Source organism: Alteromonas aestuariivivens (assembly GCF_003367475.1).
Lineage (GTDB): Bacteria > Pseudomonadota > Gammaproteobacteria > Enterobacterales > Alteromonadaceae > Alteromonas > Alteromonas aestuariivivens.
Genome location: NZ_QRHA01000002.1, coordinates 261,316 through 276,338, shown reverse-complemented (window position 1 = coordinate 276,338; position 15,023 = coordinate 261,316). Strand labels below are relative to the sequence as shown.

Annotated in this window: 10 protein-coding genes; 3 read left to right on the top strand and 7 right to left on the bottom strand. The window is 45.2% G+C overall.

Annotated elements, in window-relative coordinates; genetic code table 11:
- The first annotated feature begins 27 nt into the window (after positions 1 to 27).
- Positions 28 to 537 (top strand): hypothetical protein, encoded by a 510-nt coding sequence (locus DXV75_RS04035; RefSeq protein ID WP_115592098.1) that lies wholly within the window; start codon positions 28 to 30, stop codon positions 535 to 537.
- 17 nt (positions 538 to 554) lie between these two features.
- Here the strand turns inward: DXV75_RS04035 and DXV75_RS04030 are convergent, their stop codons facing one another.
- Positions 555 to 1,088 carry a hypothetical protein gene (locus DXV75_RS04030; protein ID WP_115592097.1) on the bottom strand — a complete coding sequence of 178 codons (534 nt, stop codon included), beginning with the start codon at positions 1,086 to 1,088 and terminating at the stop codon, positions 555 to 557.
- Between the two features lie 250 nt (positions 1,089 to 1,338).
- Here DXV75_RS04030 and DXV75_RS04025 point away from each other — a divergent pair, with 250 nt between their 5' ends.
- A complete protein-coding gene (locus DXV75_RS04025; protein WP_115592096.1) occupies positions 1,339 to 2,184 on the top strand; it encodes a sulfotransferase domain-containing protein in 846 nt (281 codons plus the stop codon).
- Positions 2,185 to 2,217: 33 nt separating this feature from the next.
- On the opposite strand, the gene DXV75_RS04020 is transcribed toward DXV75_RS04025, so the two are convergent.
- Entirely contained in the window at positions 2,218 to 4,353 is a 2,136-nt protein-coding gene (locus DXV75_RS04020) for an AsmA family protein (RefSeq protein ID WP_115592095.1), read from the bottom strand.
- A gap of 402 nt (positions 4,354 to 4,755) precedes the next feature.
- Between DXV75_RS04020 and DXV75_RS04015 the strand changes: the two genes are divergently transcribed.
- Positions 4,756 to 6,858 carry a glycoside hydrolase family 71 protein gene (locus DXV75_RS04015; protein WP_115592094.1) on the top strand — a complete coding sequence of 701 codons (2,103 nt, stop codon included), beginning with the start codon at positions 4,756 to 4,758 and terminating at the stop codon, positions 6,856 to 6,858.
- Positions 6,859 to 6,951: 93 nt separating this feature from the next.
- On the opposite strand, the gene hppD is transcribed toward DXV75_RS04015, so the two are convergent.
- From hppD to DXV75_RS03990, 5 genes are all read right to left on the bottom strand, one after another.
- Positions 6,952 to 7,980, bottom strand: coding sequence for a 4-hydroxyphenylpyruvate dioxygenase (hppD, locus tag DXV75_RS04010; protein ID WP_115592093.1), 1,029 nt, complete (start codon positions 7,978 to 7,980; stop codon positions 6,952 to 6,954).
- Positions 7,968 to 10,559 carry an AMP-binding protein gene (locus DXV75_RS04005; RefSeq protein ID WP_181898346.1) on the bottom strand — a complete coding sequence of 864 codons (2,592 nt, stop codon included), beginning with the start codon at positions 10,557 to 10,559 and terminating at the stop codon, positions 7,968 to 7,970. Before DXV75_RS04005 ends, hppD begins: the two co-directional genes overlap by 13 nt.
- A gap of 312 nt (positions 10,560 to 10,871) precedes the next feature.
- The gene (locus DXV75_RS04000; protein ID WP_181898345.1) at positions 10,872 to 11,972 is read right to left on the bottom strand and encodes a glycosyltransferase family 4 protein; all 1,101 of its coding nucleotides are present in this window, start codon (positions 11,970 to 11,972) and stop codon (positions 10,872 to 10,874) included.
- A 70-nt stretch (positions 11,973 to 12,042) separates the two neighbouring features.
- Positions 12,043 to 13,425 (bottom strand): O-antigen polymerase, encoded by a 1,383-nt coding sequence (locus DXV75_RS03995; RefSeq protein WP_181898344.1) that lies wholly within the window; start codon positions 13,423 to 13,425, stop codon positions 12,043 to 12,045.
- A gap of 102 nt (positions 13,426 to 13,527) precedes the next feature.
- On the bottom strand, positions 13,528 to 15,021 hold the full coding sequence (locus DXV75_RS03990; protein WP_115592089.1) for an oligosaccharide flippase family protein: 1,494 nt from the start codon (positions 15,019 to 15,021) through the stop codon (positions 13,528 to 13,530).
- Between the last annotated feature and the right edge of the window lie 2 nt (positions 15,022 to 15,023).

The following is a 15,023-nucleotide window of genomic DNA, read 5'->3' as shown; positions in this document are numbered from 1 at the left end:
AACTTTTACGACAATGGAACTGCCGCCATGCACCGATTCAATGCTCTGTGTATTGCTTTACCGGCCTTATTGCTTAGCCTGCAGGCTGGCGCGAGCGAAACGATCGCCAGCGACTATTATTCGTACCCGTTTCTCAGCCCCCAAAGCTCTTACGAAGTGGAGTTCTCCTTTCAAAGCTCTGCATTGTCAAAATGGTCGTTTGATGTGCAGTATGATGAAATGAATCCGCTTCAATCAACGCTGTGGGTTGATTCCATTGATGACTTCACACTTGTCCGCTCTGTAACCCTCTCGGCCAGCAGACAACTGTCGCTCAGATTACCGCAACGCATTTTCGCCAGTTTACAAACCAGCGACAGCTCGTATTCCCCGCAAACTGACTGGATATACCTGCCCAGCAATGCCGGAGTAGCTGCAAGCTTTGGGTGGCAATTTGGTGACGCGGAAAGCCTGAAAATGGCTGTTGAATACAAATACCGCGAGGTAGGAGAAACTGACATCAATGCGCTTTTACTTGGCGTGCATTACTTTTTCTAACCCCGGGGCCAGTTTCCTTAAATAGAGGATCTTTGCCCGCTCCGATGAACCGGTTGTACGCTGGCTGTCCGTATAAAGGTTTGCTGAATCAGCTCAGCGTCAATGCTTGCGCGATGCCGATGCCCCGGAAGTTGGGCACAAATCTCACTTTTGACCGATTTCCAGTGAGTCATCTGAGCTTCTGTCAGCACATATTCCAATGCACTGAAACGAAACGTCATGTTTACACGAGACGCGGCAAAAAGCTTGAGCATCCAGGGGTAATCCACCACCCAGCCGTCGGAATAGGCAGTTTGACGCCCTAAAAATGAATTTAATTCGCGGCAGACTTCTTCACCCGGCAGCCCATACTTACACAGATGCTGACGGGAGAGGCCGTGCAATGCCTCGGCGTCAGTATCCCAATGGGTCCAGTCATCGTAAGGGCGTATCAACCGGCAAAACCTCGCCCCGTCAGAGCGAGCCACACCAATTTCAATGGGATAGCTGGCTGCGCCAAATCCGCTGGCTTCCAGATCAATAATGGTTGGGGGAGAGTCGGTGCGTTGCACTGTGGGGCGGTTTTTGATTCCAACGGGTACTTTAACGCTATGTAGGATCCTGCAATTACGCAAGTCAGCTGTGCAAAAAGATTCAATTTTTTGGACTCAGGAAGCCATCTTCGCTCATACACCCAAAGTTTGAGCCGCCCTGTGTGCAAACTCAAACAACAAAGACTACACTGAATAAACCCCACCTCGGCGCCAAATGGACGTTAGCGCAAATTATGCCAGCCCATTCAAACTCAGGAGGTCCCGCCTAATGGCCAGACTGCTTTGGCATGTGAAACGTAAGCTAAAGGAATTTCTTCCCTTCCCCTACACCGTCAATTTTGTAATCGCCGGCACACAAAAAGGCGGGACTTCGGCCCTCGATGCTTATCTGAGAGAGCATCCGCAAATTTGCATGGCTGCAAAAAAAGAACTTCATTTTTTTGATCGCGACGCATGGTTTTGCCACGGGCGCCCAAATTACGCCAGATATCACAGCTGGTTCAGCCCAAAGCCAGGTCATATGATTTTAGGTGAATCCACCCCCATTTATATGTATTGGGCCCCGGCAGCCAAACGCATACAGCGCTACAACCCCGACATGAAGCTATTGATAGTACTTCGAAACCCAATTGACAGGGCGTATTCTCACTGGAATATGGAATGCGCCCGTAAACGCGAATCCCTGCCTTTCTGGGAAGCGATCACCCGGGAAAAAGAACGTTGCGCTGAGGCCCAGCCGCGTCAACACCGAATTTATTCCTATGTAGACCGAGGCTTTTACGCTCAACAAATACAACATTTATGGCGGTATTTCCCAAAACAACAGGTGCTGGTAATAAAAAACGAAGATTTGCGTGAATCCCCCAATCAAACCCTGTCGTTAGTGAGTGATTTCCTTGGCATCACACCGCAAGTAACGGCACAGGTTAAAAATGTGCATTCCAGGCCTTATCAGTCCAATATCACCGACAGAGAGCGGGAGTATCTGGCGCACCTTTATGCCCCTGATATTCATTTGCTCGAGAAGTCACTGGGCTGGGATTGCAGTGACTGGTTAAAAGGAGTCGCCAAACTTCGCACAGCGACTCCCGGTTTTTCTGCCTCACCACGCTAGCCGAACCAAAAATTGGCTGGCAGATTGCCACCTTTATTCGTTGCTTTGAATTTGTTCCTGCCCAGGAGGAGTGTGCAACCCCTGCATCGCCTCTTCACAACGCCCGCCTTCAGCGGTTGCACGGTCCATCAGCCCGGTATAAAGAAACGACAGGCCACCGGTCAGAATCGCAGCTCCTCCACTAAGGAGCACGCCTTTCTGATTCAGGCCAACACTGGGCTCTGATAGGGACCCTGACAGTTTCACAAAAGGTGTAACGAACATATCTGCACTAACTCCAACCCCTTTCCTGGGTTTGGTGTTGAACTCAATATCAATGCTTTCATCATTAAGATCCAGTTCGCCTCCGCCAACAACCATCAACTTCTCGCTTTGAAACAAAAATCCACTGATCTCCCCCACCCCCGCTTCAAAATCCAGCGCAAAAACACTGCACTCCCAATTGGTAAATTCCTCTTCCTCGGCAAAGGGATTTAATGCACTGAAAAGTTGAGCCAGGATATCGCCGGAAAGTTTTCCAATTAGTTTATTGCTCACTTTCCCGGCGCCTTGTGTTAAGGCCACTCTGCCATTGAGCCCTGATGCCAGTTGCCTGGGCGAGGAGCCATTCGAAGTCAGGGACATATCAAGTGCCGTAAGCGGAATTTGATCTTCGGGCACGTCGGCTCCGGACAGAGCCGCCAGCTTGAAATCCGTAACACTGGTATCCAGGGTGAACTGGGCATTGTCCGATTGGGCGTTTAACCCCAATTGGGTATGGTATTGCCCGGAATACTGGCCTTCGAAGTCGGTTTTGAAATCAAGGACCCCATTATCCAGCCGGGAACTAAATGCCACATTATTAAGCTGGGCATTGGGCGTTACCAACCTGGCGATGTCAATTTTGATATCCATATCCAATTTTCGCAGCATTTCAAAAGGCAGCGGCTTTTCATCGAATACCCACTCAGAATTTTGCGTTTCAGAGTCTGCTTCCTCCTCACTCTGCTCAGCCCCCTTCGGCAATTCGCTCTGTTGCGACACTTCGCCTTGCTGTGATTCAGGCGCCAAGGGTGATAAGTCGAACAGCTCTGAACTGGCTTCAACCTGAATTGTGGGAGTATCCCCACTTCGTATTACGGCAAAACCGTTCAGCTTACTGTCTTCGAGCGACAGGCTGAATGGCTTTAACTCCAGAGTATCAGGCCCCATGGCTATCTCTGACTGCGCGGAAAAGCGGACCTTGGGCAATTCTGGAGCTATCAGGCCCAGTGAATCTGCGGTAATGCGGGTAGACAATGCCACAGTGCTGTCCTCACCATTAAGCTGCCCGTCAAGAAGCACCTCTACATCAGCTAAGCTGACAACCCACTGTTTCAAAGTGACAAGGCTACCGTCAAGTTCCAGCTCCCCCTTCAAAACCAGTGTTTCATCAGGTAAACCAGACAGTTCGACCAACTCCCCCACCCTGGCAAGGGACTGTACGTTCAGACTGAATGCAACAGACTTATCAGGGTACTGAAGCTCAGAACTGATCTCAGCATCGCCCGCTAATGCTGTAAATGCAGCCATCTCCCGGTTGGCATTTCCTTCTGCTGACAACGATATGTCGCCCAGCATAGCGGCCAGTAATACTGTATTGTGATCTTCCTGTTCATCCACATCCAGCGATGAAAGCACAAATTCCTGCTTCAGTTCGCCCTCGGCAAGATAAGAAACCCGAATATCGTTCAGGCTGGCGCGGTGAACATTTAACGGAAACTCGCCGCGCTCCGCTTCTGGTTCATCCGGCTCAGGCTGCGCTTCCCCCATTTGCCAGTTAAGCTGACCATCTGCGTTGGTTTCGACCACAACATTGACACCGGACAACGAAAAGTCATTTACTTCTATGGGTTGAAACAACAATGACCACAAACCCACCTGAGCATAAAGACTATCTACTTCCAACATTTGCGACTTTTCACTCCACTCAGGGCCTGCCAAACGTACGTTCTCCACCATTAAAGTAGGCGTAGGCAGAACACTGAGTGAAAACTCACCGTCAATATGAAACTCCCGTCCGGTTGCTTCGCTGACTTTCTTTTCTATAAATGGCTTTAACTCACTAAAATCGGCCACCCAAAGATAGGCGATAGCACCAAGCAAGCATGCTAACAATGCCAGTATGATGTATTTGAAAAAGGTACTCATAACACTGCCTCGCTCCTTGAAAACCAGTAAGCTCTGAGTATAGCCCCGGAAGCAAAAAGCGGTGGCTGCCAACCTCAAATTTGTGGTTTGGAATTCAGAGTGTCACTTCGTCGACGACCTTCAACCACCGTTCAAACAGCTTTGCTCAACATCCATAACTATCAAAAAGCCTCAGTTAATTATGAATATCTAACAACATCTGCATGGTGAGAAAAATTCACGATGACTCGCAGTAGCATACCTCTTTGATTATGCGAAGAATGTTAGGTATCCCACATACGCCAAGTTATACACGCGTATACGGAACGAGATTTAAAACCCGATTTAAAAGCACTTTAATGACCTCTCTTTTCATCAGATATAAAGAACCATACGTTATCGCATTCTTTTGAGGTTACTAATATGTGTAGTTTAGTAAAAAGAACTTTACTATCAGCGTTATTCTCTACGCTGCCCCTGAGCTTCAGTTCAGCAGCCGAATCCAGCATTTCTTCCTTCCTGAGCTTTGACCCTGTTAGTGATTCAAGCGGAGCACAAAAAGAGTCCAGATTAGTGTTCGCCCACTATTTTCCCGCTTATTCACAGATGATGAACAATATGTCCCCTGGTGAAGATTACTATGATCTGCACTACCTGAATCCTTATGGCGAAAACAGTAAATTTCTGAATAAGGGTGGCCTTCTCAGAGAACGCCCGATAGCGCGTGTACCTTACAACGTCAGTGGTACTGAATGGGGCACTGCTGATGCAGAATTCGAAGTAAGACAAGCTGCAGCAATCGGTTTGGATGGTTTTACCGTTAATATACTAAGCAATACCGGAGGCACCTGGACTCGGGCCATGAGGATTGTTGAAGCGGCAGAAAAGTTAGGCAACTTCAAAATTGTGATCATGCCCGACATGAATGCGCAGTTTCATCCCAACAAAGAACCGGAAGCGTTTATCCCGACTATCAGAGAACTATCAAAGAGTCCTGCCGCGTTTCGTCTGAAAGATGGGAGATTGGTTGTAGCACCTTATTTGGCGGAAAATTTCAGCCCGACCTGGTGGAAACAAACTCTCGATCAACTAAAGGCAGAAGGTATTAATGTCGCTCTTATGCCTCTTTACCAAGGTTGGGTTTCAGATCTGCAACAGTTCAAACAACAAGAACCAGAAGCCTTTCAGGAATATGTGATTGGCGTGTCTGACTGGGGCTTGAGAACTCCTTCCGGCGCATTGAATCTGCTTGACGATGCTGGCCAGGCCCACGACGAAGGTGTTTGGTGGATGGCGCCAGTGGCTCCGCAGGATGCCCGCCCTAAAAGATCTAATTTTACTGAAGCCGGTAATAGTGAAGCCTACAGAACGCTGTGGGAAAGCGCCATAAACGGCGGTGCTGATTGGGTACAGGTTATCACATGGAACGATTACTCTGAATCCACACAAATCACTCCCAGTACACAAACTGGATACGCCTTTTATGACCTAACTGCCTACTACATTGATTGGTTTAAAAATCAGCAACAGCCAGAAATAAAGCGTGATGCAATGTACGCTTTCTATCGGGAGCACAGCACAGACACGCCATTGTCAGGTTACGTTCAGTCCGATTCGGTAAATGTTGTAAATGGTGAAGCCCCAAGAAATGAAATTGAACTGCTGGCATTTCTCACAACTCCAGCAACGTTAGCAATAGAAATTGATGGTACAACCTATGAGCAATATGCCGATGCAGGCATGACAAGTTTTAAAATCCCGCTCCAGGAAGGGAGACCTGTATTCAGAATACTTAGGGACAATAAAGTGATTCAGGAGATGGTAGGTAAAACGTCGATCAATATCCATGATGCAGAGGATGTGTTGGACCTTACTTATTGGGGTATGAGCAGTCTTCGCCACGCTGAAGTGCAAAACCAACAGTACCTAAGCTGGCCAAGGAAAACGAACAGCGCTGGGCGCAGTTCTGTTGAGCTGGCAAACTCTCAGTCTCCATTTCCAAGAAAAAGCAATGCCCTACCAGATCAACTCACATTTATTGCAGGACAAGGGGAAAATGGGTTCACCTACGAGTTTCTTCCGGTGTCTGTTGATTCAGCAACAGTAATCAGCTTCGATATTAACTTAGAGTCTCGCTGCATTGGCAGATCAACGTTGGTAGCGAAATTAACCGATGGAGACAAAAATTCTGGTATCGAAATTGAGTTATGCAATAACGATAAAAGCAGTAGTGAACTGCAAAACCGCACTGTAAATGGTGATCAGGCAATACCTAATTCCCACATGAATTCTGATCAATGGTACAACATCAGAATAATTGTGAACCCTGCCAACTCTTACACTGAAAAGTATGAAATATCAGTGACCAAGGAAGACGGAACTTCCGTCGGTTACAGTAATGTTGTAGCAAAAGCCAAAGTGCAGGAAATCTCTTCTTTGCAATTTGAACTTGAATCAAACGCCAGATTCAACGTGCCTGTCAAAGTTGATAATTTCACTGTAACTTCAGCCAACCAGAGTCTCTAGTTACAGAGGTGAGTCAGTCAAGATTGACTGACTCACCTTTATCCGAATTGAAATTTGCATTAAATTGTAAATTAAATACCACTTGCCCTAAATCTAAATAACGCCCCTGCGCTCCTGATCCAGTTCAATGGACTCGAACAAAGCCTGAAAATTCCCTTCGCCAAACCCGTCGTTACCTTTTCTTTGAATGAACTCAAAAAAGATCGGCCCAATGCTGTTTTTAGTGAAAATCTGAAGCAGGTAACCCCCGCCCTGCTTTTCCCCTCCATCGAGCAGTATGCGGTGCTTACGCAAAATCTCTACCGACTCTTTGTGATCGGGCAAGCGGGCATCCAACAGGTCGTAATAGGTATCCGGCGTATCCTGAAACTCAATGCCTGCGGCGGACAATTCCTCAACAACCTTCTCCAGGTTGGCAGACAGCAACGCTATATGCTGAACTCCTTCACCGCCGTAATCCCGCAAATATTCTGCAATCTGCGATTTATCATCTTTAGTTTCGTTTAGCGGAATGATAACTGTCCGCGATTCATTGGCGACAACCTCGCTGATTAAGCCTGTTTTTGCCCCGTTAATATCAAAGCTTCGCAAACTCGTGAAACCAAACAGCCTGTTGTAAAAATCTTTGTATCTTTGAATTCCACCAGGAAACAGATTATGAGTTAAATGGTCTATTTTCAGATAATTCGTCTGGCCTTTGAGTTGCTGAAAAAACGAAAAACGCTTCAGCAATGCTTGTTCCTCTTCAGCATCTATAAAATAAATGAAAGACTCACCCACCCCTTTGATGGCCCTAAGCCCATAGAACGCACTTTCCGCTCGCTCAGCGCCGTTCCTTAGTGCCAGAGCAAAGGCGTGCTCGGAGTCGTCAACCATAAACGCAATGGCGCTCACTCCCCTGCCATGAACATTTCTGAATCGCTGCAGAGGAGGATGGGCAGTGGGATTTGAAATAAAGCGCACACCACCGTTAACGTGCAAGGTTACATTGCTGTCGTCCATCCAGCTGAATTCGTTAAGGCCTGTTTTGTCGAATATTTTACGAAGTTTTTCGGGCTCGCTTCCGGAAAATTCGATAAATGACAATCCCAAAACATGCACTTTTTCCGTCAGGTTTCCCATAATCTGTCCTTCATTTTCGGGAGATATAATTTCGAGTCATTTATAATGTCACCAGCAATTTGATGAACATTATCAGATTCCATGATCCCCATATGACAACCGTCTACGTCTTTAACGATGAGTTCAGGATAATACGGAGACCACCCCAAATCCTTCACATCGGGGTCCAGAAGCCACCTGGACTTCGCCCGGAATAAAACAATTTTTGCAGCAATCTGTGGAAAACTGAATCCGCTAGACGCATCCACATGAGCCATAAGCAACGCTTTATTGGATATTTTTGAATCTTTTATCTTCAACATCTTGTTTTTAATGATGGAGGTGATCAGCAATTGCTTTTTCCTCAAATACGCCAAACTTTTTCTTATCGGACCTTGCAGGCTGAAATAGTTTGGAATCAATGAGTCGAACAGGTATACCCCATAAACCCGCACGCCTCTCATCTCAATCGTAGAGGCTATTTCCAGAGCCAATATTCCACCAAAAGAATGACCACCTAAAAAACAACCATTTTCAATATTGATATTATCGATTTTTTCCAGGTACCTGGATGCTATATATTCAAATTTGGATGCTTTACGGTAGGAATTCGACTTATCACCATAAAGAATCAGATCCACTTCTTCATCTAAATAAATCACGTAAACTTCATTTTTCACATCGAGGGCATCAACCAGATCTTTGTAAATTATCGCCCCACAAATAAGAATCACTGGTGGCAAACCAGCATCACCGGATTTTAGTTTAACAACGCCGGATCCTTTCAGAGCCGGGATGCCTTCCAGTTTATCAACTAAGACTTGAAATGAAGGGTTCTCAATAAAATCATCAAAACTTAAAGTCACATTATAAACATCCATGATCTTGGCAATCATCGATACTGCGGTTAATGAGTCTCCGCCTACATCAAAAAATCTGTCTTCGCTGTTTACAGCTTCGGTTCCCAAAACTTCCTGCCAGATTTCGGATAATAATTTGGATTTCTCATCCGTTCCGGAGCTATTTTTCCGACAAGGTATTAAAAATTCGGCCTGCTCCGGAACTTTACTTCTGTCTAGCTTTAAGTTTTTATTGAGCGGAAGTTTGGGCGTTTTGTATATTTTGTTCGGGATCATGAAGTCATTCAATGTTGCCCGTAAGTAGTTTCTGAATATTTCCAGGTTAAAGGGCATTGAATTATTAAGCACCAAATAGGCATTTAGGCTCACCACGCCACTGTCTTCAGGCTCCCCTACTACCATACAATCTTCAACACAATCATAAGCCCGGATGGCCTTTTCAACGGCGAGAATTTCAACCCTCATTCCCCGGACCTTTACCTGGAAATCCGAACGCCCTACAAGCTCCAAATCACCAGACTCCGTTATCCGGCCCAAATCTCCGGAATCATAAATACGTTCTCCACCGTGCATTACGTGAAATTTGCGTTTCGTCAGCACGGAATCCTGAAAATACTGTTTAGCCAAGCCTGCCGAAATAAAGTGTACTGAACCGACCTCACCCTTTTCCACAGCTACGCCGGTATCATCCAGCAATCGCAGTTGCACACCTTTCATTGGCTTGCCTACCCGTCCAATCCAGCTTTCACCTCCGGGAATAAATTTGTAGACAGTTCCCATGCAGTTAATCTCAGTACAACCATACAGAATGAAAACTTCGGCGTTGGAGAACAGCTTACTGGCCTCGGTGAGCAAATCCTGAGGGACGACATCTCCACCCGACGACAAATGCCTGAGATTTACGTACTCCCCATTAACGTGACCAATCTTCTCGAGATGCTTCAAAAGCAGGCGCAGCAACCCTGGCCCAATATGGGCCGTAGTCACATTGGTTAAGGATTTACTCAGCAGACTTAAATCCAGAACTTCCCGCCGGCTCAATACGTGCACCCCCGCACCCGCAACGACAGGTACCAGTATTTCAAAAAGGCTGATGCTGAAAGAAGGCCGGGCAATAGACAAAAACCGGTCCTGTTGGCTGAACCCAAATTCAGCCATTGCAGATCCGATGTACTGATGCAGCGCGGCGTACGTTGAAACCACCCCTTTACTCACACCCGTCGTTCCCGAAGTAAAGAACATATGTGAGAGATCCTGGGGCCCAACCTCCTCTATGTCGTCCGGGTATTCAAGTAACTCGATGTCCGCTAAAGATATTGCATAATCAATCTTAGTAACGACGGGAATGTCTAATCTGGCAATGAGATCAGAATGATTGTCGCTGCAAATTACAGCCGATGGAGACAGCCTGGTTAAAATATCCCGAAGTGATTTTTGTGTGGAGAACACGTCCAGAGGAACATAAACAGCCCCCAACATAAACACGGACAACATTGAAGTGATACTGTCGGCGTTGTGATCCAACAACACAACAACCGATGAGGCTTTACATACTCCACAGCCTTTGAGTGCCTTTGCCAAGGCAAGCGAGCTTTGCCAAAGCTGCATATAGGTGATGGATTTTTTTGAATCACATGCGGCAATATGGTCTGGCTTGGCGATTACATTTTCAAAAACAACCCTCAGTAAATTATGGTCACCATCTACTTCAACCGCACTAGAGCGTTCTTCGAATATCAATTGCAATCCTCCCTGACAGCTGGAACATGGTGTTTATCTTCCGATTCGTTTTACAAACACGTGTCGACTTGCAGCCTATGCCCGAGGCCTTTATAAATATAAACTCATCCTGAGTTTAATGGCAGTGCATTTTTTATACTACCCAATACACAAAATCAAATACACCAATAAATTTTGAGTATCGCACTGTTCAAAATTTTATTGACCGAGATCACATTTAAAACACACCAAACTCTTTCGCCCGTATCCGTTTATTAGGTAATGAATGTGTGCTGACAGTGATCACCAACGGCGGCACTTTTTAACTTGCTGTCAAACGGCCACAGGCGAAACGTCTGCTACCAACGTTGTCAAAAATGCTAATACTATCAACAGGGATACTGCATGACCACGTTCATTGCTTGCAGTGCCTTCAACAATCTGCAGCATTTTGTCTGCCATGCTTGGCTTACTCAATGCAGTGAAAGTTGATAAAGCATTCTCTGACAATTTAGCCCGCAACAAGTCGTCAGATTTAATTTGGATTAACGCGTTTATTAAAGATTCCGGATTATCTTTTTCAAATAGAATGCCATTATAACCGTGAGAAATGTAGCTGGGTTCGGGCCCCATATGACTGGCAATATCGCTATGCACAATTACTGGCAACCCCAGGTACAGGTAATGAACAACACTCAGACCCGCATTCCCTCCGTAAACACCAGCAATACAAGACTGGGCGATTTCTCGCTGCTTTTCAAGTTCAAATACAGGGCCATAGAATGTGGCAATGGAATTGTATTTCTCAGACAAAGCATTGATGTACTCCTCATCCCCTCCACCAATCACCTTAACCTTCAATTTTGCCTCAGTGGCAGCTTCCAGTAAGAACTCAATACCACATGATCTTCGGAGTCGTCCCAAATAGAGCAATTCCTGCCCTTCACGTGATTTTTCATGTGTCACTTTGTTTTCAAGTGGCATTTTGGGGAAATACAGCGTATTGGAAACCACAAATACTTTACGGTGCAGAAACGAAGGTAATTTCCCCAACAGGGCTTTGCGCGAGTACTCGGTGTAACATATATAGCCATCAGACAAAGCAACAAAAATGATGTAAATCAGCCGCCCAACGAGCCTGTCATTTTTATACCCTCCCTGTCCGTGAAGAAAAAATTTCTTTTTGTTAAAAACCGAAAGCAGCAGGCATACCCATATTGTCAAAAATTTATAATCACCGAAATGGATAATGCAATCGGTCTCTCGGTAGCACCTCAGAAACCCTGAAGACCAGCGAAGGCCGCGCCCAAAAACGTTCCAGTTCGCGGGGATAAATCTGAACTCAAAGCTTGACTCATCATTGACATCATAGCCCATCCCATCATCAGGTTGCTTGGCAAATACCGTCAGTTCCACTGCACTGTTGGTCGCCATATCGTTGAACAGAGGTAACCGATACGAAGACAATAGGTGTTGAACGTACAGTAGCTTCATAGCGTTCGCCTTAATGTTTGCTTTGGATAAAGAAGAGCCCTTTGCTCATTCTAATCAAAAATAAAATGGCCATACCTACAACCATATACCCTATAACCGCCATCAGGCTTCCCCGAAGAAAGTACATCTGGTAACAGGACATGAATATAAAAAAGGAGACACTAAATACATCGGTGCTGGTTCTGAAGCGGTTGTAAAAGAATCTATATATAAAACCCAGGGCGAACATTCCGCCTACGACCATAAACAACCATCCATCCATATAAAATTCTGCTGATAAGGGCGCAGAAAGATTATCAAAATGATACCCAAGCTTATTAGCTAACTCTTTACCCGTAGGTTGTGCTTTGGATGGCCAGACATTCCTGGGTACAAAAAATAATAAGGAAGAAAGTGTTTGCAGACCAAACGAATGGTCATGCAAATTAGTATAGCGGACGGTATTTAACTGTTGCTGAAAGGCATCAAAATCGGGACTTGTGGATAGTTCGCTGAATGTATCAAGATTTACAACTGCTTCGACTACACTGGTTTCCAGGCTGTTCCTATACAAATCCATCAATGGAAAAACACAAGTCACGATAGCAATGTTAAGTAAAAACCAAAATCCGGCCGAATATTTTGTGCGATATACGATATAAATAAGAAACAACGAAAGGACTATACAACCAAACCAGAACCGGGCTGTTGAAACAGGATTATTAAAAAACATCACGATTAGAAACAGGGAACCTATCATGAGAAGCCTGTGCGTAATTTGACTTTGATTCAATGATTTTCGGTTTGAGATCCAATCAACAATCAATATGACCAGACAAAGAAAACCAGAAACCCTGAAAAAGGACTGAAGTATGGATGCGACAGCGCTACTTTCCAATGACTCTAAAACAGAATCTGTCGCCATGTTTCTGGGTGAAATAATAGACTCCATTCCCAAAAAGGCTATCCCCACAAATATACATACCAAACCTACAATGTATAATCGAAATGCCCCCCGATTTGAAAGCACATACTTAATGTCAGATTGTTTCCTCTCGCCAAACTTTTTATTAAGTTCATAGCCGAAACCAAAACCAACCAGAGACAGAAACGTAATGATATATCCGTAGTTGATTTCATCGGATGAATATCGTCCTATCCATGGATATTTATCAGCGTAAACTTGTAAAGCCGGTGCGAGAAACAAAAAAACGTAAAAAAAAGACAGCACTGCGCTATACAAAAAATCCCGGTTCCCGCGCGCAAGATGGATGAAAGTCAACAAAGAAAATGCTAGCAAGGCAATAAATGAGCCAAAGACAGCCTTATCAGCTGACATACTGAGTATGAGCACTGGCGTGCATAAAGCCATCACGATAACCAGTGAACCAAGCACACCTTTTCTTATATACATACTCATTTACACAACCAAGTTTTAAATAAGGCACCACAATTAAGATACACAGCAATTTCCATTGAGTTATTCATTGCTGCTCCAATTACAATTTACTGACCATCAAGCCTTTATTTTTCTCAAACCAAAAGACAATTGAGTTGCAAATGATCTAAAAGTATCTCGGTAAAGATCACGACTGAATACAACACTAAACAACAGAAAAACACCAAAGATTAGGGGGTATGAATCTATCAGGTAAGAACTAATACCCTTACCGTCATAAAAGAACTGATAATTCACAACCAGAAGTAACATGAATCCATAATACAGGAGCAAATCAACGTGCAACTTCCTGCTCTTATCCTGTTCAGTTTTTCGCTCTGCAATATGATTGGCAATAAAGAATGGCACCAGGCCGAATATTCCTCTTTGAACAGTGCAACTGACCACAGCGCCTATCAACCCGCCCAGTACCGCGCCAACGTAGCAAAAAATCATGAGAGAAATGCCGTCAATGGCCAGACTGACGGCCCGAATTTTCCATTCGCCAATACTTTCCAGATAGGCCAGAGACAATGGAGTGAGCAATCGCAACGGAAGCGAGAGAATGAAAACCTGGCAAATAATAGTGGCTTCATCCCAACGCCCCTGCCATAAAAAGTGGATAGCTGAAGGTAGCAGGATGATTGCAGCGACTGACAAAAACGAAGTAAAAAACAGGAGATATCTGCAGGACTTAAAGAAGTATTCCGATTTAGTTACGTCTGAACCTATCGAGCTGAACGCTGGCATTAAAATTGAGCGTATCGCCTGAGTCAGCAGAATTCCAACGTTTGTGGAAACCATAAAGCCAAAATAATAAAGCCCAAGAGCGTATTCATCCAGCGTAAGGCTCAGTACAAAGTAATCACTTCTGATGGACATGCTCAGTAGAATGGCACCAACTAACGACCACACAACCACTTTACTGTAGGGCTCGTAGTCATCCATAGACGCAATTTTCAAATTAGAAACCCTGTTCGTTTTATAGAACATGTACATACTGGATATGACCACTGCGAGTGTCAGTGAAAGAGAGAAAGAATACGAGCTAAAGCCCACTAAAACCGCGGCAACAAGCAACACATTTGTTAAAAAACCTCTCAAAAACTGCTCGGCGGCAAGGGTTCGATAATCCTCCAGAATTTCCAGCTTGGCCTTTAACAAATTAGCAAGACCAAAAACAGGAAAGGCCAGCGCAACAATCAGTGCCATGAGAGTGACTCGTGAGTCGATGCCATAAATCAATGATGATGCAAGACACATTGCAGTTGCACCAAATACACCGAGAAAAGCACTCACAATTATGGACCGCCGCCACATATTGCCAGCGGCGGCTCTGAGTTGAGTGTGAATTCTACCAATTCCCGGTTCCTGAAAAGCTCCAAAGAAGGCGAGCAATCCAAGTATGATGCCGTACTCTCCAAACTCCTGGGGCTCAAGATAGAAACCGATAATCCATTGGCTCAAAAGGGTCAGAAACTTCGTCGCCATCATCGTCAGAATCGCTAGAATGAAGCCAATTAACGTGCGCCGCTTAAAACTACTGGATGAATTAGGACTATCTAACGACATTA